Genomic DNA, 24177 nt, shown 5'->3' with positions numbered 1-24177 from the left:
CTCAACAGGGGCGGAGCCGGACCACGGCACGGGTCGGCCGCACACCCGTGGCCGGTCGGAGGCATTAACTTCACTGTGAAGGTAATAATCAGATTATCTCCCCTCTGAAGCTAATCCATCCACTGGGAGGAGAGCAGAGACGATGCGGACCCATCCACGGACGAGGGCGGCGGCCGTCGTGGCCGTCGTGGTCGCCGTGCTGGGAGGCGGAGCCACGCCCTCGGCGGGCTCGGAAGCGGCGTTAGACGCCGCGCCGGGCCCGGCGACGAGCCAGGCGCCCCTCCCCGAACTCGGCCACTGGCGCAACCACCACCCCGGCGACAACACCGAACCCGAGGGCTGGCTGGCGCGCATGGAGGCGGCCGAGGAGACCTACGGCAACTTCGCCGGTCACTGGCGCAACTACCACGCGCCGGAGGACCCGCCCCCGATGACCGACCAGGAGATCGCCGCGGCGGAGAGCGGCCAGCCCCTGCACATCTCCTGGAAACCCCGCCCCGCGGGCGAGGACTGGGCGTACACCGCCTCGGGGGCGTACGACGACACCATCGACCAGGTCATGACCGACCTGAAGAACCACTGCGGCCCCGACTGCTGGCTGTCCATCGAGATCGAGCCGGAGAACAAGGTGGTCAACACCGCCGGTTCGGGCTTCACGACCGCCGACTTCCGGGGCCTGTGGCAGCGGGTGGCCGACTCGCGCGAGCGCGTCGGCGCCGACAACGTCAAGCTCGTCTGGGTGCTCCAGGGATACGAGCAGTGGCGGTCGCTGTATGCCGAGCTGTGGCCCGGCAACGACGTGGTCGACATCGTCGGCCACGATCCGTACATCCGAAAGGACGAGGCGCCAGAACGCCTGGCCGAGAAGATGCTCAGCCGCACCCAGTGGCTGGTGGACAACTCCACGACCCAGCAGAACTTCGCCTCCAAGCCGATCCTCATCGCGGAGTACGGGTGCGACCTCAACACCACGGGCGGCACGGACGCGCGCGGCACCGACGAGCACCGGGCGGCGTGTATCGAGGGTGTGCGGGGCGTGATGGACGAGCTGGCAGCGCTCGGCGTGATCGAGATGGAGTTCTTCGACGCGCGCTCGGACTGGCTGAACGATCCGCCCTCGCCCGACGGCCAGGCGTACCAGGACCTCAAGCTGATGTCCGAGGGCCAGTCGAATTGAGCGGGGGCAGCCCGAACTCGGCGATGAAGCGGTCGGCTTCGGCGACGTGCGCATCGCCCGGGTCGGCGGGCACGCTGGGGCCCGGCGCGCGGCAGTGAGGGCTCGCGATGAGCCCGCGGCGCCATGCGATGGCCTTGGCCATGGCGAGCGTCCAGCCGTGCCGGGGCCACCAGCGCTCCAGGTGGCGGGCGAGGCGGCGGTGCAGCGCGAGAGCGGCGCCGCGCCGCTGCCCCCCGTCGCCCCACTGGCTCCACAACGCCGTGTAGAGGTCGGTGAATCCGCCGCCGGGCTGCACGCCGACGGCCCCGGCGTCCAGCGCCTCGGGCAGGTCGATCCCGGCGTTGCCGACGAGGGCGGGCAGGCCGAGCTCGCGCAGACGGCGTATATACGCCCCGGGCCGGCGGCACTCCACTTTGACGGCGGCGAGGTTGGCACGTTCGCGGGCGAGCGCGGCCAGTTCCTCGGGTGTGAGCTCGGTGCCGGTCTCGCGCGGCACGTACTGGACGATGACCGGCAGCGGCGCGGCGGCCTCCAGCACGGCCGCGAGGTGGTCGAGCACGGCCGCGCGCGGGGGATCGCCCAGGTGCGGCGGGAGGATGTTCAGCGCGCCGGCCCCCAGCTCGGCGTAGTCGCGGGCCCGTTCGGCGGCGACGCGCGTGGCGTGGTCGGAGACGGCACCGATGACGAGGCGGCCGGGCGGCGCCGCCCGCACCAGGTCGGCGAGCTGGGCCCGGCGTTCCGCCTCGCTGAGGGAGCGATACTCCGACGCGAAGCCGGGATACATCACGGATGCGACGCCCAGCCCCCAGGCGTGCTCGGCGACGCGGGCGAAGGAGCGCCGGTCCAGCGCGCCGTCCGGCGCGAACGGGGTGGGCAGCACCGGGCTGACGCCCCGGAGGGCCATGACGTCGGCGGTCACGGCAGCGCGGCGAGCAGGCCGCCGTCCACCGGCAGGCACACGCCGGTGATCGCGGCGGCGTCGGGCGACAGCAGGAAGCACGCGGCGGCGGCCACGTCCTCGGCGGTCGGCGAGCGGCGCAGCGGGTACCGCGCCTCGATCCGCGCCAGGCGCGCAGGGTCCTGCCAGACGCCCGCGTTGCGCGGCACGGCGACGAACGCGGGCGCGAGCGCGTTGCACCGGATGGCGTCGGGTCCCCACTCGACGGCCATGGCGCGCGTCAGCGCGACCAGGCCCGCCTTGGCGCTGGCATAGGGGCCGTTGTCCTCGATGGCGCCGAACGCCTGCACGCTGGCGACGTGCACGATGGCCGCGGGCCTGCCCGCTGCCCGCTCGCGAAGCGCGGCACCCCACTGCCAGCTCGCGGTCAGCAACACGTCGAGCGTCCGCGCGAACCCGTCGCGCGTGACCTCGCGCAGCGAGGCCCGCTCCTCGGTGAACGCACAGGTCACCAGCGAGGTGACGGGCGTCGGCGCGGCGTTGAATGCGGCGGCGAGGGTGTCCTCGTCGGTGATATCGCCTGTGACGGCGGTGACGGCGGTGACGCGGGCGGAGGAGCCGGCGGCGGGCTCGGCGGCGTCGGCGAACCGGCCGCCGGGCGCGCCGGGGACCGCGTGACGTGCCGCGTCGGCGGCGGCGTAGGCCCTGACGCCGAGGCCGCGGGCACCCACGGCGGCGTCGGCTTCGGCGTCGGCGTCGGCTTCGGGCGGCGGCGCCGCGTCCACCGCGACGACGTGTATGCCCCGGCCGACGAGCCGGGCGACCACGGCCCGCCCGATGCCGCCACGCGCCCCCGTGACGATGGCCGTGTGCGGGACGTCGGCGTCGCCCGGGGCGGGCTCGCCGGCGGCACGAGCGGCGGCGTCACCGGCCACGCCCCGGGCGGCGGAGCCGCCGCCCGTCGCGGCCGCCCGCGACCGGCCGTTCGCCGACGGGCGAGGTGAGCCACCAGGGCGCACCGCATCCCCGGCCTGCCCGGCAACGCCCCGCGCACCCGCCGCGATGGCGGTGCGGGAGGCGGCAGAGCCGCCGCGGTCGGCCCTCTCCGGCGCCGTCGGAGGTCCCGCCTGCGCGGCGTCGGCCGACGCCCGCGAGCCGCCGGAAGTCCACGGCAGGTCCCCGGCGCCCGGCGGCCTGCTCGCGGCCGCCGCCACGGGACCGGCGGCGGCGCTCCGCTCCCCCACGGCGCTCATCGCCCCTCCTCGCCGTCCTCCGGCAGGCAGCGCAGCCCCGGGGCAAGGCGTACGCCGAGACCCGGGCCCGTCGGGACCGTCAGGTGGGCGGCGCTGACGTGCTCCGGCGGGTCGACGACCGGCGGGCGGTCGACGTCCTCGCCGTACATCCACTCCAGGAGCGTGAACTCCGGGTGGAGGCCCGCGAGATGGGCGCACACCGCCGTGCTGATGGGGCCGCAGGGGTTGTGGTAGGTCACGTCCACGCCCCGCACCCGCTCCGCGAGGCGGGCGAGCCGCGTGGGGCCCGCCGTGTACTTGGGGTCCAGGAGCAGCACCCGCAGCAGGCCCGTGGACAGGGCCGCGTCGATCTGCTCGGGGGTGTGCAGCGTCTCGCCCCCCGCGAGCGGCGCCTTGGTGCGGGCGGCCAGCCAGCGCACGGCCTCCGGGTCGGTGACGTCCACCGCGTCCTCCAGCCAGGCGATGCCCAGCTCGTCCAGGCGCGGCAGCGCCGCCGCCAGCTCGTCGCGGTCGAGCTTGTGGTGGACGTCGATCATCAACGCCGGCCCGCCGCCGATGGCCTCGCGGATGGCGGCGGCGATCGCGATGCCCGTCTCGACGATCGTGCGGCCGGGCAGCGGCGGGCCGTCGAAGGGCGCCACCTTCACCCGCTCGTGGCCGTCGGCGACGGCCGCCGCCGCCTTCGCCGCGAAGGCCTCGGGGCGGCGCCGCCCCCCGCTGCGGTTGATGTTGGCGTAGACCGGCACCCGCTCGCGCGGCTCGGCGCCCAGCCACCGCCACAGCGGCACGCCCTCGGCACGCGCCGCGATGTCGGCGAGCGCCATGTCGAGGCCGCCGATGACGGTGCGCTGCATGAACCGCTCCTTGGGATCGGCGAGTTCCGCGCACTCCCGGCGCAGCCGGGCGCACAGCTCCTCCCGGTCCGCCAGCGCGTCGCTGCCGCGAACGCGTTCCGCGAGCCGCTTGACGGCGTACGGCACCCGGCCCGGCTGGCCGCTGTCGGAGCACTCTCCGATGCCCGTCGTGCCGTTCTCGGTCTCGGTCTCCAGGAACATCCAGGTGGAGCGGGGGGTGGCCACGAAACGGCGGAGTCGGACGTCGGTGATGCGCCAGCTCATGCGGTACCTCCGGATCCGGATGGGGAAGGCGCGGGCCGCGCGGCGGCCAGGACGCCGACCGGGTCGTCGTAGAAGCGCTCCAGCACGGCGGTCGCGGCGGACAGCACGCGGGCGTGCCGGTTGAGCGCGCTGGGCACGATCACCCGCTCCACGTCCATGCGCACCTGCGAACGCCGCGCCGCCTCGCCGCGGATCTCCGCCAGGTGGCCGGGCACGGCCAGCGGGCTGCCGGAGACGAAGACGCGGCTGGGTGCGAGGAGTTCGAAGAGCATGGCGACGGCCTCGCCGACGGCGCGGGCGCGGTCGCGCAGCAGGTAGTCCGCGGCCCGGTCGCCCTCGCGGGCCCGCCGGTGGAGTCTGGTGAGGGTGCGGGTGGCGGGGAAGCCCTCGCGGGTGGCGCGGTCGCAGACCGCCTGGTCGCCGGCGACCGAGGTCAGGCAGGCGGGGCGCCCGCAGGCGCAGGTGCCGAGCGCGGAGCGGGACAGCGGCAGGTGCGCGACGTCGGCCAGGCGCGGCGAGGGCTGGGAGGGCGGCGCGTCCCCGGGGGCGCGGCGCCGGCCCGGTCCGAGGACGACGCCGGCGCCGATGACGTTGCCGATGAAGAGGTGGACGAAGTCGGTCTCGCCGCGCGCGGCGCCGAAGCGCATCTCCGCGCGGGCGAGGGCGCGGTGGGTGCTGTCGGCGAGCAGCGGCTCGGGGAGCCGCCCGTCGGCGAGCGCGGCCACGTCGACGTCGCGCCAGCCGAGGGTGTCGATGCGGTGGAAGCGCGTGGTGCCGTCGGCGATCTCTCCGCCCGCGCACAGGCCGGTGCCGATGACGCGGACCGGGTGACCGCCCGTCAGGCGCGCGGCGCCGCGCGCCGCCTCGCGGAGCACCTCGCCGGGGCGGCAGTCGCTGGTGTGGGGCACTTCGAGCGGGTCGCCGATGACGGCGCCGCTCAGGCCGACCAGGCCGATGGTGGTCTGCAGCAGGCCGATGTGGACGCCGAGGGCGGCGTATCCGTCGGCGCGCAGCTGGACGGGGACGCGGCGCCGCCCGACGTCGGAGGAGGGCTGGCTGGGCAGCTCCTGGAGCACGCCGGCGGCGGAGAGCTCGGCGGCGATACGGGTCACGGTGCCGGGGCTGACGGAGAGCATGGCGGCCAGCTCGCCGCGGGGTTTGGGGCCGAAGGAGGCCAACGCACGCACGAAGGCCGCCGTGTTGCGGCGCCGCACGTCATGTGACCTCACGGAAGAACTCCCAGCCAGTCCCCACAGCCGGATAAGCCTGTGCAGATAAGTTGTGTATAGAAAATAATATCAGGCCGCCCGTGCGTCAACGCCGGTGCCGCCGCGGCCACGCCAGGTCCCGCCCGGCCACGCCGTGACGGACCGCCTGTGGTTCAACGCCTTGACGACGCCCTGTCACCTCATTATCTTCATGGCTGAATTAACTCCGAGTCAATCCGCAGCCGACAGCCGGACCCCCCACCCACCTACGCACCAACCCAGCCGACACAGCCGGACCGAACCGCTAGGAGGCGGTGCGCGGCATGGCCGTTGACCTCGTTGACCTCGCACTCGACGCCCGCACCCGCATCGCGGAGGGTCCGGTGTGGGACGCGAGAGGCCCGAGTGGCGTGTTGCGCTGGGTGGACGTACGCCTGGGGGAAGTCCACGCGTTCGACCCGTCGACGGGGCGGGACACGCACGTGGAGATGGGCGGGCGGGTCGGCGCGGTGCTGCTGCGGGCCGGCGGCGGACTCGTGGTGGCGACCGAGGCCAGCCTGGTCGCGTGCGACGAGGACGGCGGGGCCCGCGAACCGGTCGCGACCGTGGCGGTCGCTCGGGACGGCGGGCGTCTGAACGACGGCGGCTGCGACGCGACCGGCCGCCTCTGGGCCGGGAGTTGCGGAGGGACTCCCGGCTCGGGGGCGCTCTACCGGCTCGATCCCGACCGCGGCGTGCACCGGATGCTCACGGGCGTCACCACCTCCAACGGCCTCGACTGGAGCCCCGACGGCCGCACCCTGTACTACAACGACAGCCCCACCGGCGGCATCGACGCCTTCGACCACGACCCGGCCACCGGCGCCATCACCCGACGGCGCCGCCTGGCCGACGTCGACCGCGGCCGCCCCGACGGACTGACCGTCGACGCCGACGGCTGCGTGTGGACCGCCCTGTGGGAGGGCTGGGCCATACGCCGCTACACGCCCGAGGGCCGCCTGGACCGCACCGTGGAGATCCCCGTCAAGCGCGTCACCAGCCTCGCCTTCGGCGGCCCCGGCCTGGACACCCTCTTCGTCACCACCGCCAGCGCCCGCCCCGAGGACGGCGACCCGCGTGAACAGCCATACGCCGGCGGCATCTTCGCCGTCGGAACCCGCGCCACCGGCACCACCGGCCGCCCGCCCGGGGAGTGGGCCGGATGAGCCCGCGGCGCCAGACCGGCATCCTCGTGACCGGCGCCGCCGGGGTGCTCGGCAGCGCCCTCGTCGCCTCGCTCGCCGCCGACGGCCTGCCCGTCGTCGCCGCCGACCGCTCCCGCCCGCCCGACGGCCTGCCGACAGGCGTGCGCTGGCGCCGTACCGAGCTGGCCGACCCGCACGCCGTGGCCGCGCTGTTCGCCGCCGAACGCATCGGTCAGGTCGTGCACCTGGCCGCCATCCGCGACCCCCGCCGCCACCGGCCCGAGGTCGTCTTCAGCCACAACACCAGCGTCACCTTCGGCGTTCTGGGCGCCGCCGCGGCCCACGGCGTACGCCGCGCCGTGCTCGCCTCCAGCGGCTCGGCGTACGGCATCTTCTGGGCCCCGGAGGAGGTCTCCCCCGGCTACGCGCCGCTGGATGAGGACCACCCGCTGCGCCCCGCCGACCCCTACGGGCTGAGCAAGCAGGCCGACGAGGCCACCGCCGCCATGATGCACCGCGCCCACGGCCTGTCCGTCGCCGTGCTGCGCATGCCGGCCGTCGTCTCCGGCGAGCGGATGCGGCGCCGCGTCGCCGGCGTGGCGGCCGACCCGGCCAGCGCCAAGCGGGCGCTGTGGACCTACCTCCACCTCGACGACGCCGTCTCCGCCTGCCGCGCGGCGCTCACCGCGCCCGGCCTCGGCTGCGAGGTCATCGGCGTGGCGGCGGCCGACACGCTCAGCGAGCTGCCCACCGAGGAGTTGCTGCGCACCCACCACCCGGCCACCGAGCTGCGCCGCCCCATCCCGGGCAACGCCGCCGTGTGGGCCCTGGACCGGGCCGAGCGGCTGCTCGGCTGGCGGCCCCGCCGCAGCTGGCGCGACGAGCACACGCCGCGGGGCGCCCGCGACGCGCACGAGAACCCGCACCACCACTCGCACCACGACCCGCACCACGACACGGAGATCACCAGCCATGCCTGACATACTTCGCACGGCCAGCCGGAGGAACGTTTTGCGCTGGGGCGCGGCCGGCACGGCGGCGCTGTTCGGCGCGAGCGCGTGCGAGTCCGCCGTCGACCAGGAGAACGAAGGCGGCGGGGGCGGCCCGGGCGGCGAGCTCGTCGTGGCCCAGGCGTCCGACCTGATCGCCCAGAACGGCATGAACCAGTCCGCGCAGAACGCCACCTGGCGGATGCAGGTCTTCGACACCCTGATACGCCTGGACCGCACCACCCGCGAGGTCCAGCCGCGCCTTGCCACCGAGTGGACCGACAGCGAGGGCGGCAGGGTCACCACCCTCACCCTGCGGGACGGCGTGACCTGGCACTCGGGCCGCGCCTTCGAGGCCGAGGACGTGAAGTTCACGCTGGAGTTCCTGCGCGAGGCGCAGCCGCCGTTCGCCTTCGCCTGGCTGGTCAACATGCTCGACAGCATCGACGTGACCGACCGCCGCACCGTGCGGCTGGCGCTCACCGAGCCGGTCAACAACCTCTTCGACATGCTGTCGCTGATGGTCGTGTTCGACCGGGAGACCACCTCGGACGCGCTGTCGCTGGCCAACGGCATCATCGGCACCGGCCCCTTCACCTTCGGCGAGTACCAGCAGGGCGTCAGCCTGCGTCTGAATCGCTACGAGGACTACTGGGACGCCGGCCGGCCGCGCCTGGACAGCATCCTGGTGCGGATCATGACCCGGCCCGAGGCCCGGATGTCGGCCCTCCGCTCGGGCCAGCTTCACCTCGCCACCGGCCTCACCCCGCAGGACCTCCGCCAGATCGAGGGCGACGACCGCTTCACCGCCACGCCGTACGAGAACTACAGCGGCGGCATCTACCTCGGGGCCAACGTCAACGTCGAGCTGCTGTCGGACAAGAGCGTCCGCCAGGCGATCCACTACGCCATCGACCGTGAGCGCATCAAGCAGGACGTCTACCTCGGCCAGGCCAACGCCACCGCCAGCCCGTGGTCCGCCACCAGCCCCGCCTACAACGAGGAACTCGGCAACCGCTACGCCCGCGACCTGGACCGGGCCAAGCAGATGCTCCGCGACGCGGGTGCCGACGGCGCCGAGGTGAAGCTCCAGACGGCGGGGGCAACCAGCCAGGTCGCCGAGATCGTCGAGTTCAACCTCCGCGAGGCGGGTCTGCGCCCCAGCATCCAGGTGCTCACCGCCGCGCAGATCGACGAGTACAACCGCGACTACACCTACGAGGGCCTGTACATCGCGCAGCACGGCTACAGCGCCCTCACCCCCACCAACCTCATCTTCTCCGCCGCGCCCTACCGGGTCACCGACAACCTCTTCAACTTCTCCTCACCCGAGTACGAGACGCTCGCCGAGGACGCGCTGCGAGCGGAGAGCGAGCAGGAGCAGCGCACGGCGTACGACGCGCTGACGGAGTTCCTGCTGGAAGAGGCGTTCTGCTGCGACCTGGTGCAGGGCACCAACACCACGGTCACCCTCGGCGTCAAGCAGTGGGACTACTCCGTGTGGGACGAACTGCTCCTCGCCGACGCGACGCTGGAGTAAGAGGAGTACACATGGCCGGCATCACGGCGTTCCTGCTGCGCCGCCTCCCCGCGGCCCTGGTCACCATCGTGCTCGCCTCGGTCGTCGTCTTCCTGATGACGACCCTGCTGCCCGGCAGCCCGGCAGGCACGATCCTCGGCGAGCAGGCCGACCCGGCGGCGGTGGCCGAGCTGGAGGAGCGCATGGGGCTGAACGACCCGCTCGCCGTGCAGTACTGGAACTGGGCCAGCGGCCTGGCCACCGGCGACCTCGGCGAGTCCTACATCTCCGGCGCCCCGATCTCCGACACCTTCGGCAACACCATCGGCCCCACCCTCGAACTCACCCTCGGCAGCCTGCTGGTCACCATCCTCACCGGCCTGGCTCTCGGCATCGCGGGCGCCACCGCGCGCCGCCGCACCTCCCTGGCGCTCACCCGCGTCGTCAACGCCGTGATCTTCGGGATGCCCGAGTACGTCGTCGGCATCCTCCTCATCCTCCTCCTCGCCATCACCTATCGCGTGCTGCCCGCCGGCGGACGCGAGCCGCTGCTCGCCGACCCCGAGATCGGCATCCAGTACCTCCTCATGCCCGCCATCGCGCTCGGCCTGCACTCGGGCGCGGTGGTGGGGCGCTTCCTGGAGACCGAGCTACGCCGCCAGCTCGACGAGGAGTACGTGCAGACGGCGCTGGCCAAGGGCGTGTCGGCACGGCGCGCGCTGTGGCGCCACGCGCTGCCCGCCGCGCTGCCGCCCGTCGTCACCGTGCTGGGCGTGCGCATCGGCCACCTGCTGGGCGGCGCCGTCGTCATCGAGGCGATCTTCGCCTGGCCCGGCCTGGGCCAGGTGCTCGCCAACGCCGTCGACGACCAGGACTACCTCATCGTCCAGGACCTCGTGGTCTACTTCGTCGTCGTCTTCATCGCCGTGCAGGTGATCACCGACCTGATCCACGTGGCGCTCGACCCGCGCGTCCGCCTGGAGGGAGCGCCGACATGACCGACACGAGCGTGTGGAAGGAGCGGCAGGAGCCGGACGACGAGCCGGGCGGCGAGACGAGCGGCGAGGCGAGCGGCGAGGCGTCGGGCAAGGAGAAGAGGAGCACCCGCCGCTGGACGCGCGCGCTGCGCACCCCCGCGGGGGCCATCGGCCTGGTCATCGTCTCCCTGATCATCGCCGCCGGCCTGCTCGCCCCCCTCATCGCCCCCGACGACCCGCTCTACCAGGAGTCCGGCGCCTCCCTCCAGGGCCCCTCCGCCGACCACTGGTTCGGCACCGACGAGCTCGGCCGCGACGTGTTCTCCCGCCTGCTGTACGGCATCCGGCTGGACGTGATCATCATCGTGCTGGCCGTGCCGCTGAGCAAGGCCATCGGCGTCGCGCTCGGCCTGCTGGCCACCACCCACCCGGCCGCCGACACCCTCATCCAGCGCCTCCTGGACGTGAAGATGGCGTTTCCCACGGTGATCCTGGGCGCCGCGCTCGCCGCGTTCCTCGGCGCCGGCTTCTCCACCGTCCTCATCGTCATCGTCATCAACGGCATCCCGGTCACCGCCCGCCTCACCCGCACCGCCGTCCTCACCGAACGGGAACGGGAGTACGTCCTGGGCGCCCGGGCCGTCGGCGCCTCGCGCTCCGCCATCCTCTTCCGCCACATCCTGCCCAACGCCCTCGACGCGCTCGTCGTCAACTTCGTGATGGCGGCGGCCGGAGCCGTCTTCCTGGAGGGCGGCATGAGCATCCTCGGCTTCGGCATCCAGCCCCCCGACCCGTCGCTCGGCAGCATGATCGAGAAGGCGCTGCCATTCCTCGCGCAGCAGCAGACGTACGTGCTGGCGCCGATCGCCGTGCTCACCGGCCTCGTCATCGGCCTCAACCTGCTGGCCGACGCACTCAACACGGCCCTGCGCCGGGGCTGAAAGGAAAGAGGAGCCGTGACCGACTCGCAGCTCGACGTACTGCTGGACGTACGGGACCTGGCCGTCGAGTTCCCCACCCGCGAGGGCCTGGTACGCGCCGTGCGCGGCGTCGACTTCTCCGTCCGCCCCGGCGAAACCCTCGCCATCGTCGGCGAGTCCGGCTCCGGCAAGTCCGTCACCGCCCGCTCCCTGGCCCGCCTGGTCCGCTCCCCCGGCCGCATCACCTCCGGCTCCATCCGCTACCGGAACCGCGAGGTCCTTCAGCTGTCCGAGCGCGAGCTGCGCGCCTACCGGGGCGGCGAACTCGGCATGGTCTTCCAGGACCCGCTCTCCTCCCTCAACCCGCTGATGACGATCGGCGACCAGATCGCCGAGGCCGTCCGCGCCCACGGCGGCCACAGCGCCCGTTCCGCACGCCGCCGCGCCGCCGAACTCCTCGATCTCGTCGAGGTCCCGGACCCCGCCCGCCGCCTGGGCGACTACCCGCACCAGTTCTCCGGCGGCATGCGCCAGCGCGTCATGATCGCCATCGCGCTGGCCGGGGACCCGTCCCTCATCGTCGCCGACGAGCCGACGACCGCCCTGGACGTCACCGTCCAGGCGCAGATCCTCGACGTCTTCGCCCGCCTCAACGAGGAGCTGGGCACCGCCGTCCTCGTCATCACCCACAATCTGGGACTCGTATCCCGCCTCTGCGAGCGGGCGTTGGTCATGTACGCGGGCCGCATCGTCGAACAGGCGCCCGTCGCCGAGCTCCACGCCAACCCCCACCACCCGTACACCTGGAGCCTGCTGCGCTCCGTGCCCCGCATCGCCCCGAAGGGCAACGGCGCCCAGCCCCTCCACACCATCGAGGGCCGCCCCCCGGACCTGCGCCACCCCCTGCCCGGCTGCGCCTTCGCGCCCCGCTGCCCGTTCGCCGAGGACCGCTGCCGCACCGAGCCGCACCCGCCGCCGACCCGCCACTCGGCCGGCCACCTCGCCTCCTGCTGGATCACCGCCGACGGCGACCCCCTCCCCTCCCGCACCGGTGACGACTCCCTCGCCCATGCCCACCACCACCCGGTCGATCTCTCCAAGCCCGGCGAGAAAGAGGACATCCCGGATACCCCGGACATCCTCCGCCTCACCGCCCTCCACAAGAGCTACCCCGTCGGCCGCCACGGCCTGCTGGCCCGCAAGGGCCCGGCCCTCCACGCCCTGCGCGGCGTCAACCTGCGCCTCGCCCCCGGAGAAACGCTGGGCCTCGTCGGCGAGTCCGGCTGCGGCAAGTCGACGCTCACCCGCGTCATCCTGGGCCTCGAACCACCCGACAGCGGCACCATCCACATCAAGGGCGTGGGGGCGGACCCGCGACGCCTGCGCCGCACCGCCCAGCTCGTCTTCCAGGACCCCTACGCCTCCCTCAACCCGCGCCACACCATCGGCCAGGTCATCGCCGAGCCGCTGCGCATCCACCGCCTCGCCCGGCCCGCGGAGATACCGGGCCGGGTCGCCGAACTCCTCGATCTCGTCGGCCTGGACGCCGCCATGGCCAGCCGCCTCCCCCGCGACTTCTCCGGCGGCCAGCGCCAACGCATCGCGCTCGCCCGCGCGTTGGCTGTCCGGCCCTCCCTCCTCGTCCTCGACGAGCCGGTCTCCGCGCTCGACGTGTCCCTTCAGGCCCAGATCGTCAACCTCCTGCGCGACCTCCAGTCCCGGCTCGGCATCTCCTACCTCTTCGTCGCTCACGACATCGCGGTCGTTCGCCACATGAGCGACCGCATCGCCGTGATGTACCTCGGCGAGGTCGTGGAGGAGGGACCGGCCGACGACCTGTGCACGCGACCGCTCCACCCCTACACGGCCGCGCTGCTCTCCGCCGTGCCCGAGCCCGACCCCGTGGCCGAGCACAAGCGGCAGCGCACCCCCGTGCGCGGCGAGGTCCCCAGCCCTCTGTCCCCTCCCTCCGGCTGCCCCTTCCACACCCGCTGCCCGCTGGCACGCGACCGCTGCCGCACCGAGCCGCCGCCGCTGCGCGAGCTGGCCCCGGGCCGGGTGTCGGCCTGCCACTACGCCGAAGAACTCGGCTAGGCCCGTCACGATGAAGATCACCGCCATCCGCCCCCTCCCCGTCCAGGGCCACCGCCCCCACCTGCTCCTCCTCGTCGAGACCGACGAGGGCATCACGGGCCTGGGCGAGGCCGGCATCGTCAGCCGCGCCGCCGCCATCTACGCCGCGCTCGACCACTACGCCCCGCTCCTCATCGGCCAAGACCCCTTCCGCACCGAGCACCTCTGGCAGCTCCTCTTCCGCGGCGGATTCTTCCCGGCGGGCCGGGAACTCTGTTCCACCATCGCCGCCATCGACATCGCCCTGTGGGACATCAAGGGCAAGGCCCTCGGCGTACCGGTCCACACCCTCCTCGGCGGCCGGGTCCGCGACACCGTGCCCTGCTACACCCACGTGCCACCCGATAGGGACGTGGCCGCCACCTGCCGCGAACTGCGCGACGCGGGCTGGCGTACCCTCCGCCTCGCCCTCCCCGCCGCCACGCCCTTCTCCCCCACCGAGGCGGTCCGCTCGGCCGTCACCACCTTCGCCGCCGCCCGCGAAGCCGTCGGCGACGACACCGACCTGATCATCGACGTCCACACCCGCCTCGACCCCCCGGACGCCGTCCGCCTGTGCCGCGAACTCGAACCCCTCCGCCCCCTCTTCGTCGAGGACCCCCTCCGCTCCGAGAACCTCACGTCCTACCGCAACCTGCGCCACCACACCGCCGTCCCCCTCGCGGCCGGGGAACAGCTCAGCTCCAAGTGGGAATTCCGCCCCCTCATCGAGGAAGAGCTCATCGACCACGCCCGCGTCGACGTCTGCATCGCGGGCGGCCTCACCGAGTCCCGCAAGATCGCCGCCTGGTGCGAGACCCACCACATCCGCCTCGCCCTCCACAACCCCCTCGGCCCGGTCTCCACCGCCGCCGCCCTTCACCTCGCCCTCGCCTCCCCCACCCCCGTCCTCCAGGAACAGCCGCGCCGCCCCGACACCCTCCTCCCCGGCATCGTCACCGGCCAGCCCACCTGGTCCGACGGCAGCCTCCTCCCCACCACCGCCCCCGGCCTGGGCCTGACGATCGACCTCGACGCCGCCCACGCCGCCCGCCCGGAGCGGTGGCCCGAGCCGCCGCGCCTCACGCGCCCGGACGGCTCGTTCACGAATTGGTGAACGCTCGCCCGCCTCACATTGACTTCGGAATGTGTTCCGAAGTAGCGTGGATCACATGAGCGCTCCCACGGTGTCCTTCTCCGAGCTGTCCAAGAACTCACGGCGGGTAGCCGAGACGCTGGACCGGGTCAAGCGCGTCCACGTGGTGCGCCGCGATGGAGAGGACCTCTACCTGACGACCGCGCGGCACGACGAGCAGCGGGACGAAACCGCCGACGTCACCGCGCGGCTCCTGGCAGCGCTCATCGCGAGCGAGGACGGAGAGAGAGCAGTACTGCACGCCTTGCCATCCGTCTTCCCGTGGGTCCGGCACCTGTCAACAGACAAGGTCCGCCAGTTCGTGAACGACCTCATCGACGCGACGCGTGACGCCGTCGAACTCGACGTACACAGCGGCCTGCACGCCGCCATCGCAAGCTGGCGGGCGACCGCCCGCATCCGGGCCGACCCCGAACTGACCGCTCAGCTCACCCGTCCGCTGCCCGACGAGGACCACGGCGAGGTGACCGCTCCGTGACACCCCAGCGAGGCGACGATGTGCCACCGCCGCCGATCGCCGGGGAGTGGCGGCTGCCCTTCGCCACCAACGAGGCCGCCAAGGGATGGGGCGAGTTGTGCGCCTCCGCTCCCGGCAACGCCCACCAGCCCACCGCCCCTTCACCGGAGCACGGTCCCCCGATCACTGCCAGTGTCACGGTGACCGGTGCCGTCGCCGACATCATCCGTGATCTCGCCGCCGTCGAAGGGCGTACACCCGAAGCCCTGGCGTTGGAGTGGGCTGCGGGCACGTTGGTGATTCCGCCCGAGCCATGTGATGTGGAGGCGTTGGCGTTTGACGACGACGGCCCCTCCGACCTGTCATCAAGGGACGAGGAGTACCTCAGGGATGGACTCAGCTCTTGAGTCTCTCCATCGCCGTCGCCGACACCGCCCGTGATGCTCGCGACGTTCCTGCACATGGACGACCGTCACCACATGGTGTGGCGGCCTTCCAGGCAGCCCAGATCAAGGTTGTCTCGCCGCTCGTCCTCGCAGAACTGGACTATCTGCTGATGACACGGGCAGGGAAAACGGGCAGCCGTTGACGCGGTCGCGAGCGTCCGCACAGGCGGAAACTCCGTTTCACTCCAGCCAGCCGATCGTGGTCAGCACGGACCGGGCCAAGTCAGGCAGCGACACGTCATCAGTGGCGAAGACCAGATCTTCAATGCCGCTGTCGTCGAACCAGGCGGCGAGGTACTCGGCGCGTTTGATCAACGCGTTCTGCGAGGATCCGGACTCGCGTGCCCGCAGGCGGGCTCGGAGGGTGTGGGTTCGGGCCGTCAGCCGGCAGATCACGAACTGCGGGTCGGGCAGGACCTCACGCAGCCGGTCAAGGTAGTCGAGCGACTCCACCACGCGCGCGAGTACGAGCCGCTGAGCGCCGTTCTTGGCAACGAAATTCCGCCACACGTCGCGTAGATTGGCCAGCGCCACCTCCTCGTTGAAATTGTCTCCCTCGGGGAACGGGTAGGAAACGCACAGCCAGTCCAGGTCCACGACAGCATGCGGGATCTCCCGGGCGGCCAGTTGGTCGAAGATTTCCCCGGCCAGAGCGGTCTTCCCGACGCCAGGCGGCCCCGTGAGGACAAGCACGGGAAGCATTGTCGTCACCGGCTCTCCTAAGGGTCTCGACAGAGTCGCTCATCATAGACGCGCTGGGCTCTGGACGACGACGGAGCGCGTTCTCACAGACAAGGCGAAGCCCGCCACGGATCGGAGTGCGACGGGGCTCGGCGACGCTCAGACGGGGAAGTACCCGTCCTTGAGTGCGGAGACGAACGACGACCAACAGCCCGTCTCGAAGACGAGGGCCGGGCGCTGCCGATCCTTGGTGTCGCGAACCGCCTGCCGCCCCGTGGTGAGCTTGCCCCGCTCGACGCAGTTGTTGTTGCTACCGCTGTAGGTGCTCCTGTGCCAGAGGGCGTCGGCCATTTCCGCAGCGGCAGTCCCTCCAGCGTTGTTCGCGGCTGTCATGCCAGTTGCCCTCGATCAGGTCGGCAAGGTGTCCTCGGCCAGGGCAGCGAGAAATGCGCTCCAAGCCGCGCGCGAGGCGCGGGCGGCGGGGTGGGCGGTGTGCTTGGAGTCGCGCACGGCGATGCCGAGCGTTCCCGGGAGGGTGGCGAACTCGACGCACTGACCGTTGCTGGCGGTGTAGGAACTCTTGCGCCATATGACTCCGGTGAGATCCACCGGCCGTGACTCATCCCGCTTGCTCATCTCGCCCCAGCTCTTTCTCGACGCGCTCGATCAGCTCAACGCCATCTTCCTCCGGCAGCGCGGCGCGCGACAAGTTCCGGAACAGCCGGGTGAGTCGGCGCAGGGCCAAGGGCTCGTCTCGCAGCACGCCGGTGGCCTCGGCCGACTCGGTGAACGCCACGTCCGGGTCGCCGTCCCCTTCCGTGCTGAAGAGGGCGAACGCTCCCGTGCTGGCTCCGCGTTCGCCCGCCTCGTAGGGGATGACCCGCAGCGTGACGTTGTCCAGCTCGGCCAGCTCCCTGAGGTGGCGGAGCTGTCCCCGCATCGTCGCGGCCCCGCCGACGCGCAGCCGCAGCGCGGCCTCGGTGATCAGGGCTTCCACGGCCAGCGGCGTCTCCTCCCGCAGGCGTTCCTGGCGGCGCAGCCGGACCTCGACAAGGGTGTCCACCTGATCGGGTCCGAGCGCGACGATGCCTCGTTCGATCACCGCACGGGCGTAGTCGGCGGACTGGAGCAGGCCAGGGATCAGCAGCGTCTGGTACTCGCCGCACTTGGCGGCCTCGGCCTCGTAGGCCATGTATTCGGCGTAGTTGGCGGACACCACGTCGGCGTACTCCTGCCACCAGGGCGGGATGCGCTGCTTGCCCCGGATCATCAGCTCGGTCAACTCCGCCCGCTTCTCCTCGTCCACCTCATACAGCTCCATCAGAGCCTCGAAGTCCTTCCGGGTGACGCCGCGCTTCGCCAGTTCGAGCCTGCTGACCTTGGACAGGTGGCAGTTGAGGTGTGTCCCGACCTCCTCCACGGTGAGCCCCGCCCGGTCGCGCAGTATCCGCAGCTCCGCGCCGAGTTTCCGACGGGCCTTCAGGGGGCTGCTGTTGCTGACCAGGGCCATTGATGCTCCTTCATCTCCCAAGTGGCGTCGCCGTCATGAGCGTATGACGAGGCAATCATCCTCGCGGGGCGCCGCTTTGGCAAATCGCCAATCGCTCGCTTGACGTCGCTCGCGGCCAGCCTTCATCATGACGGACATTGCCGAGCGTGGTTCTCCGGATGCGCAGCGCTCGCGGCGTTGCGGCCGTGCCCGGCACGGGAGGTGGAAGCGGTGAGTGAGCAGACGTCCCCGACGGAGCGACAGGCGGACGCCGACGACGAGCAACCCGGCGACGGAGACCTCGCGCAGCGCCACGCGGACCTGAACGAGCTGATCCTCCAGCACCTCGCGCTCCTGGAGGTCCTGCGAAGGAGGTCCACTAAATGACGCGCGGCCGACTCCGTTTCGCCGGGTTGCGGCGGCCCGCGCGCCCGGCCGACATGCCGCCGCCTTCGCACGGCGGCTGGTGCGAGGTGACGGTCGCCGACCTGGACCGTTCCCGTGAGTGGCTGCTGGCCGGGTATGACGCGCCCAGCCCCCGCCTTGCACGGCTGTGGCTGCGGTGGCAGAGCATGCGGCTGGCCGACCTGATAGACCCCGACCCCGGCGCGCCGTGGGTGACCGGTGCCGCGCTCCGCGCGGCCGACGTGCCCGGGGATCCCGCCGCCGCGCTGCGGCGATGGCCCAGCGACGTACACGAGTACGCGCGGCTCCAGCAGGCGGCGTCCGAAGGATCGCTCTACGTCTTCACCGTGACCGACGATGGCCTGCGCTATGCGCTTTCCCACCGTCCACTGCTCACCAGGCCCTCAGCAACTCCTCTGGTCCCCACCAGGCCGCGAGACCTTCCCGGGCCGACTCGCTCGCCGGGCACCGGCTGACCGCGACCAGCGCCGCCTCCTCCGCCCCCGGCACGTACCGGGCCTGCTCGGCCAGTCCGGCCAGGTCGCGCCCGTCGAAGGGGGCGTCGTCCCGCCACTTCACCGATCCCACGAACCGCGGCCGCCCCGACCGCGCGCAGAACTCCTGCACCAGCCGCGTCTTCCCCACCCGCCGCCGCCCCTTGAGCACGAGCGCCTGCCCGGGAGCGCCGCCTGTCCCGGCGACGACCTTGCCGAGCCATGTGTTCAGGATCCGCAACTCATGCTCGCGTCCGGTGAACGCCACAGACACGGCACCTCGCAAAGTCAGATCGGATCGAAGTAAGAATCCGTCTGACCTCATGGACCCGGGTGATCGGCCGCCGCCGCACCACGAGCGTGACCAGCCGCTCGTAACGCTCTCCCGACCTCCTGCCAAGTACAGATGTAAGGCAGCAGCGGACACGAGACAGGGAGAGCATCACGTGACGAAACCCACCCGGAGCCGCCGGGGACCGGCCGCGGGGGTCCGGGATCCGCAGCTCTTCGAGGAGTTCTACCGGCGCCATGTGGACGGGGTGACGCGGTTCGTCGCGCGCCGCGTGGACGATCCGCACACCGTCGCCGACCTCACGGCCGAGGTGTTCCTCGCGGTGATCGACTCCCGCCACACCTACCGGGCACGGCGCGGCAGCGAGACCGCCTGGCTGTACGGCATCGCACGCAACGTCGCCTCCGCCGAGCGCCGCCGCGCCGCCCGCGAGTCCGTGCTCAACAGCCGGATAGCCGGACGGCGCCTGCTGGAGTCCGACGACATAGCGCGGCTGGAGGAGAAGCTCACCGCCGAGAACGAGGGCCGTCGGCTCCTCGCGTCCCTGGCCCGCCTCCCCGAGGGGGAGCGCGCCGTGATCGAGCTCATTGCCGTCGATCAGCTCAGCGTGGCGGAGGCGGCGTCGGCGCTCGGCATCAGCAAGGTCGCCGCGCGCGTCCGCCTGCACCGCGCCCGCAAGGCGCTCGGCGCGGCCGGTGCCACCGGCGCCACCGGGGCCGAGGCGTCCGACCCCAACGCCACCCACCACCTGACCTACTCCGGGAGCAAGGCATGACCACGACATTCGAAGACCGGCTGCTCACCGAGCTCAAGCAGGAGGCCGCGCTCGCCGCCGCCGAGGACCGGCAGCACGCCCCCGAACGCCGCCGGCTGCTCACCCCCGCCCGCGCCGGCGTCGGCCTGGTCACCGCGGCCGCGGCGGCGGGCGCCTTCATCGTGCTGCCGGGCGGCGGGGCGTCCCCGGCGTACGCGGTGGAGCGGACCGGCAACGGCGGCATCGACGTCACCATCTCCGACTGGCCGCGCGGCGAGGAGGAGGTGCGGGACTTCGCGGCCCTGATGGAGGAGAACGGGGTGGCGACCATCTACAACCCGCCCGCGGGCTACATGTGCCAGCCGCTGCCGGAGGGTGAGCAGCCGCCCCCGCCGGATCTGCCGACGCCGCCCGGGGTCGGGGACGGGGACGGGGAGGACACCATGTCCCACATCAGCCCGGCGGGCAGCGCCACCGTCATCGGCCCCGCGGTGGCGGAGCTGTCCGTCCCCGGCGGCGGCTCGGAGCCTGAGGCAGAGGGCGGCGAGTCGGTCGTCCAGGAGGGCGGCCTTGAGAACCCGGAGGATTACGTCTACCACCTGCACGAGGGCGACACCGTGATCCTCCAGGAGGTCGAGACCGCCGCGGCGATCACCTTCGTCGAGGGTGGCTGCGTCCCGGTGCGCTGAGCCCGCCGGTACCGCCGGGCCGGAGGAGCCACCGCCGGCCCGGCGTAGCCTGCTGCCATGCACGTCGCCCGCTCCGTCGCCCTGTTCGTCCTCGCCGCGCTGCTGGAGATCGGCGGCGCCTGGCTGGTCTGGCAGGGCATCCGCGAGCACCGGGGGTGGGTGTGGGTCGGCGCCGGGGCCGTCGCGCTCGGGCTGTACGGGGTGGTGGCCACGTTCCAGAGCGACGAGAACTTCGGTCGCATCCTCGCGGCGTACGGCGGCATCTTCGTCGCCGGGTCGATCGCCTGGGGCAGGGTCGCCGACGGCTACCGGCCCGACCGTTTCGACGTGCTCGGCGCGCTGGTCTGCCTCGCTGGGATGGCGCTGATCATGTACGCGCCGCGCGGTCAGTGAGCCGTGAGCACGACGGTTTACTGTCAGGGCCGTTCGGGGCGATCCACGGATTAACGCCCCGCCACCCGTGTTTCGGGGAGGTGAGATGTGCGGGTCGGTTGTGTTGATGACATCAACATCTAGCGAGGTAGCGCCTAGGTTGCTGCGCATGGAGAGACGCGACGATGCCGCTGAGGCACGGGACAGGCTGGTGGCGGGCGTGGGCCGGCGAGGCTTTCTGCTGGCGGCCGGGGCGGTTGGCGGGGTGGGCGCAGTGGGGGCGACAGGGACCGCGGCGAACGCGGCGGCCGGGTCGGCCGCGTACCCCAGGGAGATCCTCCAGCCGGGCGCCGGGCCGATCCACGGGGAGCACTACCTGCCCTCCCTGCCGGAGCAGGTGCGGTGGGGGTACGTCCCGGCGCGGGACAGCGAGCCGGTGCTGCGGATCCGCTCCGGGGAGACGGTGACCGTGGACAGCGTCTCGCACGAGGGGATCCTGGAGGACCAGGGCCGCGACCCCGTGGCGTACTTCGGCGAGCTCGGCGTGGCGCGGCGGGAGGTGCTGGACGACGCCGTCGCCATCGCGCGCGAGTACGCCCGCGTGGAGCGGGACTTCGACGTCGACGGGCCGCACGTCATCACCGGGCCGATCGGCGTCGAGGGGGCGGAGCCGGGTGACGTGCTGAAGGTGGAGCCGCTGTCGCTGCTGCCGCGCGTGCCCTACGGCGTGGTCTCCAGCCGCCACGGCAAGGGCGCGCTGGCCCGGCGGCCGGACGGCTCGGCGCCGGACGGGATCACGATCGGCGAGGTCATGCCGCCGGTGGCGACGGACGGGCGGCCGGGCGGCGACCCGGAGGCGTACGGGAACGTGTCGGTCTTCACGCGGGTGCGGCGCGGCCGGGGCGGGGAGCTGAGCGGCGTGCTGCCGGTGGGGGCGAGCGGCGAGGCGGCGTTCCCGCTGGGGCCGCACATGGGGACGATGGGCGTGGCGTACGCCGCCGGGGGCGGGGCGCTCAACGCCCCCGAGCTGAACTCGATTCCGCCAACGCTCGGCGGCGGGAACATCGACATCAGGCTGCTGCGGGAGGGCTCGGCGCTGTACCTGCCGGTGTTCGCGGAGGGGGCGCTGTTCTACGCGGGAGACCCGCACTACGCGATGGCGGACGGGGAGGTGGCGCTGACGGCGGTGGAGGGCTCGCTGCGGGCGACGTTCCGGCTGACGGTGTGCAAGCCGGGGTCGGGGGACGCGCCGTCGGTGGCGTTCCGCTATCCGTTCGGGGAGACGGAGGCCGCGTGGCTGCCGGTGGGGCTTTCGGACCCGGACGGCAGCCTGAACGGGCAGGTCAGCGACCTGGACAGCGCGATGCGGCGGGCCGTGGTGAACGCGCTGGACTTCCTCCAGGAGGACCTGGGGATGGACCGCGCGGTGGCGTACGCCTATCTGTCGGCGGCGGCGGACTTCCACATCTCGCAGGTGGTGGACCGGACGGTCGGGGTGCACGGGGTGATCGCGAAGGCGCACTTCCACGGCTGACGCCACGGCGCCTCGGCCAACGCCGTTCACCCGAACGCATGTTTCATGTTGATGACGTTTTGATAACGGCCGGGGGCGGGAATCTCCATACTGACGGGTCGTCGGACGTCGGATGTCCGGGTGCCGGGTGGGTGCCGGGTGTCAGGTGGGAGGCTCCTATGTCGAGGTCGCGCTGGGTGTGGGGCGTTGTGCTCGTCGTTCCGCTTGCGTTACTGCCCTCGCCGGTCAGCGCCGCGGCGGCGGCCCAGATCGAGGAGCAGGTCATCTTCCGTGAGGCGACGGAGGGTTACGCCTGCTTCCGCATCCCGGCCCTGGCCGAGGCCGCGGACGGCACGCTGCTGGCCTTCGCCGAGGGCCGGCGGGACAACTGCGGGGACGCGGGCGACATCGACATCGTGCTGAAGCGGTCCTTCGACGGCGGGGCGAGCTGGGGGCCGTTACAGGTGGTCGCGGCGGGCGGCGGCGACACGCGGGGGAACCCGGCGCCGGTCGTGCACACCGACACCGGCCGCGTCCTGCTGGCCAGCACGTTCAACGAGGGCCGCGACGACGACGCCAACTGCGTACGCCCCTGCGACCGCAGGCCCTTCCTCCAGGTCAGCGACGACGGCGGGGAGAGCTGGTCGGACCCGGCCCCTCTGACCGACGAGTTGCGCCCCCCGGAGTGGAACTCCTGGTACGCCACCGGGCCGGCGCACGGCATCGAGCTGACGCGGGGCGAGCACGCCGGGCGGCTCGTCCTCAGCGTCAACGGCAGCAGCTTCGAGGGCGGCGCGGCGTCGGCGCACCACGCGGGGCTGGCGTACAGCGACGACGGCGGCGAGAGCTGGCGGCTGGGCGCCGTCGACTCCTGGCCGGTCGCGGAGGACGGCACCGTCCGGCAGGCGTCGCAGGAGGCGGCCCTGGTGGAGCGGGAGGACGGCTCGATCTACGTCAACGCCCGGGAGAACGAGGGCACCGACCTCGGCCACCGCGCCGTCGCCACCAGCAGCGACGGCGGCGAGAGCTTCGACGCGCCCTTCACCGCCATACCCGACCTGTACACGCCGACCGTGCAGGGCTCGCTGCTGCGGCTGCGCGGCGAGGCCGAGGACGGGTACGGCAGGCTGCTGTTCGCCGCCCCCGCCGATCCGGACCGGCGCCGCACCATGGTCGTCCGCTCCTCCTGGGACGACGGCGCGACCTGGGAGGGCGTGGATCGCGGGATGCTGGTGACGACCGACTGGGCCGGGTACTCCGACATGATCGGCCTCGGCGACGGCGCGGTGGGCCTGCTGTACGAGGCGGGCGCCGAGGACGCGCGGGAGGAGATACGCTTCGCGCGCTTCACCGAGGACGACCTCGGCCCCCGGCGCGGCCCCGACCCGACCACGCCCGACGCGGCTCCCGGCGCGGCGCCCGCACTGGCGCTGGGCGGGGCGGCGGCCACGGCCGACGGCGCGTTCGGCGGCGCGGTGGCCTTCGACGGGACCGACGACGCGGTGCGGCTGCCCCACCGCGACAGCCTGCCGCTGGGCGACGGGGACTTCACCGTCAGCCTGTGGTTCCGGTACGCGGCCACCACGGGCACCCGGCCGTTCCTGTGGATGGGGGGTGTGGGCGGCGCCGCGCCGCAGGTGTGGGTGCGGGGCGAGCCGGAGAACGACCGGCTGCGGGCGTTGATCACCGCGAGACAGGGCGGCGACCCGGCGGCCAGCGGCTCGGTGACCACGGCCGTGCCGTACAACGACGGCGCCTGGCACCACCTGTCGGTGACGCGGGCCGACGGGCGGCTGACGCTCACCGTGGACGGCGAGGAGACGGCGTCGGCGGCGGACGTGCCGGGCAGCGTCAGCCGGAACTCGGTCTTCGGCGTGCACGTCGGGCAGGGCGTGGACAGCCGCACGCACCTGGCGGGATCGCTGGACGAGGTCCTCGTCTACGACCGGGCGCTGTCGGACGCGGAGCTGACGGCGCTGCGGGAGCGGAACGCGCCCCCCGCGGACGCCGCCGTGCTCGCGCTGCCGCTGGACGAGGTGACCGCGCCTCAGTGGTGAGTCCGTGCCGTCAGTCC

At 72.9% G+C, this 24177-nt stretch carries 27 protein-coding genes; 18 read left to right on the top strand and 9 right to left on the bottom strand.

Annotation, left to right across the window (positions count from 1 at the left end; genetic code table 11):
- The first annotated feature begins 142 nt into the window (after nt 1–142).
- Nucleotides 143–1177: a hypothetical protein gene (locus ACTWQH_RS13980; RefSeq protein ID WP_443286821.1), complete on the top strand. Its 1035-nt coding sequence runs from the start codon at nt 143–145 to the stop codon at nt 1175–1177.
- Here the strand turns inward: ACTWQH_RS13980 and ACTWQH_RS13975 are convergent.
- From ACTWQH_RS13975 to ACTWQH_RS13960, 4 genes are read right to left on the bottom strand one after another with little or no spacing between them, the layout of a single operon-like run.
- On the bottom strand, nt 1146–2096 hold the full coding sequence (locus ACTWQH_RS13975; protein ID WP_443286820.1) for a dihydrodipicolinate synthase family protein: 951 nt from the start codon (nt 2094–2096) through the stop codon (nt 1146–1148). The genes ACTWQH_RS13980 and ACTWQH_RS13975 overlap by 32 nt on opposite strands.
- On the bottom strand, nt 2093–3328 hold the full coding sequence (locus ACTWQH_RS13970; RefSeq protein ID WP_443286819.1) for an SDR family oxidoreductase: 1236 nt from the start codon (nt 3326–3328) through the stop codon (nt 2093–2095). Before ACTWQH_RS13970 ends, ACTWQH_RS13975 begins: the two co-directional genes overlap by 4 nt.
- Complete coding sequence (locus ACTWQH_RS13965; RefSeq protein ID WP_443286818.1) at nt 3325–4446, bottom strand: mandelate racemase/muconate lactonizing enzyme family protein; 1122 nt, start codon at nt 4444–4446, stop codon at nt 3325–3327. Before ACTWQH_RS13965 ends, ACTWQH_RS13970 begins: the two co-directional genes overlap by 4 nt.
- Entirely contained in the window at nt 4443–5675 is a 1233-nt protein-coding gene (locus ACTWQH_RS13960; RefSeq protein ID WP_443286817.1) for an ROK family transcriptional regulator, read from the bottom strand. Before ACTWQH_RS13960 ends, ACTWQH_RS13965 begins: the two co-directional genes overlap by 4 nt.
- Nucleotides 5676–5977: 302 nt before the next feature.
- On the opposite strand from ACTWQH_RS13960, the gene ACTWQH_RS13955 reads away from it, so the two are divergent.
- From ACTWQH_RS13955 to ACTWQH_RS13910, 10 genes are read left to right on the top strand one after another with little or no spacing between them, the layout of a single operon-like run.
- Entirely contained in the window at nt 5978–6859 is an 882-nt protein-coding gene (locus ACTWQH_RS13955) for an SMP-30/gluconolactonase/LRE family protein (protein ID WP_443286816.1), read from the top strand.
- Nucleotides 6856–7818 carry an NAD-dependent epimerase/dehydratase family protein gene (locus tag ACTWQH_RS13950; protein WP_443286815.1) on the top strand — a complete coding sequence of 321 codons (963 nt, stop codon included), beginning with the start codon at nt 6856–6858 and terminating at the stop codon, nt 7816–7818. The genes ACTWQH_RS13955 and ACTWQH_RS13950 overlap by 4 nt, the downstream gene beginning before the upstream one ends.
- Nucleotides 7811–9367: an ABC transporter substrate-binding protein gene (locus ACTWQH_RS13945; RefSeq protein ID WP_443286814.1), complete on the top strand. Its 1557-nt coding sequence runs from the start codon at nt 7811–7813 to the stop codon at nt 9365–9367. Before ACTWQH_RS13950 ends, ACTWQH_RS13945 begins: the two co-directional genes overlap by 8 nt.
- Nucleotides 9368–9378: 11 nt before the next feature.
- Entirely contained in the window at nt 9379–10344 is a 966-nt protein-coding gene (locus ACTWQH_RS13940; protein WP_443286813.1) for an ABC transporter permease, read from the top strand.
- Nucleotides 10341–11264, top strand: a complete 924-nt coding sequence (locus ACTWQH_RS13935; RefSeq protein ID WP_443286812.1) for an ABC transporter permease — start codon at nt 10341–10343, stop codon at nt 11262–11264. Before ACTWQH_RS13940 ends, ACTWQH_RS13935 begins: the two co-directional genes overlap by 4 nt.
- Before the next feature lie 15 nt (nt 11265–11279).
- Complete coding sequence (locus ACTWQH_RS13930) at nt 11280–13337, top strand: dipeptide ABC transporter ATP-binding protein (RefSeq protein WP_443286811.1); 2058 nt, start codon at nt 11280–11282, stop codon at nt 13335–13337.
- Between the two features lie 10 nt (nt 13338–13347).
- The gene (locus ACTWQH_RS13925; protein ID WP_443286810.1) at nt 13348–14472 is read left to right on the top strand and encodes an enolase C-terminal domain-like protein; all 1125 of its coding nucleotides are present in this window, start codon (nt 13348–13350) and stop codon (nt 14470–14472) included.
- A 55-nt stretch (nt 14473–14527) separates the two neighbouring features.
- The gene (locus ACTWQH_RS13920) at nt 14528–14989 is read left to right on the top strand and encodes a prevent-host-death family protein (RefSeq protein ID WP_443286809.1); all 462 of its coding nucleotides are present in this window, start codon (nt 14528–14530) and stop codon (nt 14987–14989) included.
- Nucleotides 14986–15375 (top strand): hypothetical protein, encoded by a 390-nt coding sequence (locus ACTWQH_RS13915; RefSeq protein ID WP_443286808.1) that lies wholly within the window; start codon nt 14986–14988, stop codon nt 15373–15375. The genes ACTWQH_RS13920 and ACTWQH_RS13915 overlap by 4 nt, the downstream gene beginning before the upstream one ends.
- Nucleotides 15372–15557: a hypothetical protein gene (locus tag ACTWQH_RS13910; protein ID WP_443286807.1), complete on the top strand. Its 186-nt coding sequence runs from the start codon at nt 15372–15374 to the stop codon at nt 15555–15557. The genes ACTWQH_RS13915 and ACTWQH_RS13910 overlap by 4 nt, the downstream gene beginning before the upstream one ends.
- A 37-nt stretch (nt 15558–15594) precedes the next feature.
- Here the strand turns inward: ACTWQH_RS13910 and ACTWQH_RS13905 are convergent, their stop codons facing one another.
- The 4 genes from ACTWQH_RS13905 to ACTWQH_RS13890 form a co-directional block, all read right to left on the bottom strand.
- Nucleotides 15595–16107: a hypothetical protein gene (locus ACTWQH_RS13905; RefSeq protein WP_443286806.1), complete on the bottom strand. Its 513-nt coding sequence runs from the start codon at nt 16105–16107 to the stop codon at nt 15595–15597.
- Nucleotides 16108–16254: 147 nt separating this feature from the next.
- Nucleotides 16255–16446 (bottom strand): DUF397 domain-containing protein, encoded by a 192-nt coding sequence (locus tag ACTWQH_RS13900; RefSeq protein WP_443286805.1) that lies wholly within the window; start codon nt 16444–16446, stop codon nt 16255–16257.
- Nucleotides 16447–16503: 57 nt separating this feature from the next.
- On the bottom strand, nt 16504–16704 hold the full coding sequence (locus ACTWQH_RS13895) for a DUF397 domain-containing protein (RefSeq protein ID WP_443286804.1): 201 nt from the start codon (nt 16702–16704) through the stop codon (nt 16504–16506).
- Between the two features lie 10 nt (nt 16705–16714).
- Nucleotides 16715–17605 (bottom strand): helix-turn-helix domain-containing protein, encoded by an 891-nt coding sequence (locus ACTWQH_RS13890; protein ID WP_443286803.1) that lies wholly within the window; start codon nt 17603–17605, stop codon nt 16715–16717.
- Nucleotides 17606–17815: 210 nt separating this feature from the next.
- Here ACTWQH_RS13890 and ACTWQH_RS13885 point away from each other — a divergent pair, with 210 nt between their 5' ends.
- Both ACTWQH_RS13885 and ACTWQH_RS13880 read left to right on the top strand, forming a co-directional pair.
- Entirely contained in the window at nt 17816–17971 is a 156-nt protein-coding gene (locus tag ACTWQH_RS13885) for a hypothetical protein (protein WP_443286802.1), read from the top strand.
- Entirely contained in the window at nt 17968–18465 is a 498-nt protein-coding gene (locus ACTWQH_RS13880) for a hypothetical protein (protein ID WP_443286801.1), read from the top strand. The genes ACTWQH_RS13885 and ACTWQH_RS13880 overlap by 4 nt, the downstream gene beginning before the upstream one ends.
- On the opposite strand, the gene ACTWQH_RS13875 is transcribed toward ACTWQH_RS13880, so the two are convergent.
- Nucleotides 18383–18751, bottom strand: coding sequence for a hypothetical protein (locus tag ACTWQH_RS13875; protein ID WP_443286800.1), 369 nt, complete (start codon nt 18749–18751; stop codon nt 18383–18385). The genes ACTWQH_RS13880 and ACTWQH_RS13875 overlap by 83 nt on opposite strands.
- A gap of 178 nt (nt 18752–18929) precedes the next feature.
- On the opposite strand from ACTWQH_RS13875, the gene ACTWQH_RS13870 reads away from it, so the two are divergent.
- From ACTWQH_RS13870 to ACTWQH_RS13850, 5 genes are all read left to right on the top strand, one after another.
- Nucleotides 18930–19550 carry an RNA polymerase sigma factor gene (locus tag ACTWQH_RS13870; RefSeq protein WP_443286799.1) on the top strand — a complete coding sequence of 207 codons (621 nt, stop codon included), beginning with the start codon at nt 18930–18932 and terminating at the stop codon, nt 19548–19550.
- Nucleotides 19547–20218 (top strand): hypothetical protein, encoded by a 672-nt coding sequence (locus ACTWQH_RS13865; protein ID WP_443286798.1) that lies wholly within the window; start codon nt 19547–19549, stop codon nt 20216–20218. Before ACTWQH_RS13870 ends, ACTWQH_RS13865 begins: the two co-directional genes overlap by 4 nt.
- Nucleotides 20219–20275: 57 nt before the next feature.
- Nucleotides 20276–20611 carry a YnfA family protein gene (locus tag ACTWQH_RS13860; RefSeq protein ID WP_443286797.1) on the top strand — a complete coding sequence of 112 codons (336 nt, stop codon included), beginning with the start codon at nt 20276–20278 and terminating at the stop codon, nt 20609–20611.
- A 253-nt stretch (nt 20612–20864) separates the two neighbouring features.
- Complete coding sequence (locus ACTWQH_RS13855) at nt 20865–22124, top strand: acetamidase/formamidase family protein (RefSeq protein ID WP_443286796.1); 1260 nt, start codon at nt 20865–20867, stop codon at nt 22122–22124.
- A 158-nt stretch (nt 22125–22282) separates the two neighbouring features.
- Nucleotides 22283–24160, top strand: coding sequence for an exo-alpha-sialidase (locus ACTWQH_RS13850; RefSeq protein ID WP_443286795.1), 1878 nt, complete (start codon nt 22283–22285; stop codon nt 24158–24160).
- Nucleotides 24161–24177: the final 17 nt, after the last annotated feature.

The sequence above is a fragment of the Streptomyces sp. 6N223 genome, assembly GCF_052246635.1.
Classification (GTDB): domain Bacteria; phylum Actinomycetota; class Actinomycetes; order Streptomycetales; family Streptomycetaceae; genus Streptomyces.
The sequence above is the reverse complement of the archived record's forward strand: the minus strand, read 5'-3'. Positions and strand labels throughout refer to the sequence as shown.

Coding starts and splice junctions, on each gene's coding strand:
- ACTWQH_RS13980 (WP_443286821.1), top strand. CDS start 143: ATGCGGACCCATCCACGGACGAGGGCGGCGGCCGTCGTGGCCGTCGTG.
- ACTWQH_RS13970 (WP_443286819.1), bottom strand. CDS start 3,328: ATGAGCGCCGTGGGGGAGCGGAGCGCCGCCGCCGGTCCCGTGGCGGCG.
- ACTWQH_RS13965 (WP_443286818.1), bottom strand. CDS start 4,446: ATGAGCTGGCGCATCACCGACGTCCGACTCCGCCGTTTCGTGGCCACC.
- ACTWQH_RS13955 (WP_443286816.1), top strand. CDS start 5,978: ATGGCCGTTGACCTCGTTGACCTCGCACTCGACGCCCGCACCCGCATC.
- ACTWQH_RS13950 (WP_443286815.1), top strand. CDS start 6,856: ATGAGCCCGCGGCGCCAGACCGGCATCCTCGTGACCGGCGCCGCCGGG.
- ACTWQH_RS13945 (WP_443286814.1), top strand. CDS start 7,811: ATGCCTGACATACTTCGCACGGCCAGCCGGAGGAACGTTTTGCGCTGG.
- ACTWQH_RS13940 (WP_443286813.1), top strand. CDS start 9,379: ATGGCCGGCATCACGGCGTTCCTGCTGCGCCGCCTCCCCGCGGCCCTG.
- ACTWQH_RS13935 (WP_443286812.1), top strand. CDS start 10,341: ATGACCGACACGAGCGTGTGGAAGGAGCGGCAGGAGCCGGACGACGAG.
- ACTWQH_RS13925 (WP_443286810.1), top strand. CDS start 13,348: ATGAAGATCACCGCCATCCGCCCCCTCCCCGTCCAGGGCCACCGCCCC.
- ACTWQH_RS13920 (WP_443286809.1), top strand. CDS start 14,528: ATGAGCGCTCCCACGGTGTCCTTCTCCGAGCTGTCCAAGAACTCACGG.
- ACTWQH_RS13900 (WP_443286805.1), bottom strand. CDS start 16,446: ATGGCCGACGCCCTCTGGCACAGGAGCACCTACAGCGGTAGCAACAAC.
- ACTWQH_RS13890 (WP_443286803.1), bottom strand. CDS start 17,605: ATGGCCCTGGTCAGCAACAGCAGCCCCCTGAAGGCCCGTCGGAAACTC.
- ACTWQH_RS13880 (WP_443286801.1), top strand. CDS start 17,968: ATGACGCGCGGCCGACTCCGTTTCGCCGGGTTGCGGCGGCCCGCGCGC.
- ACTWQH_RS13865 (WP_443286798.1), top strand. CDS start 19,547: ATGACCACGACATTCGAAGACCGGCTGCTCACCGAGCTCAAGCAGGAG.
- ACTWQH_RS13860 (WP_443286797.1), top strand. CDS start 20,276: ATGCACGTCGCCCGCTCCGTCGCCCTGTTCGTCCTCGCCGCGCTGCTG.
- ACTWQH_RS13850 (WP_443286795.1), top strand. CDS start 22,283: ATGTCGAGGTCGCGCTGGGTGTGGGGCGTTGTGCTCGTCGTTCCGCTT.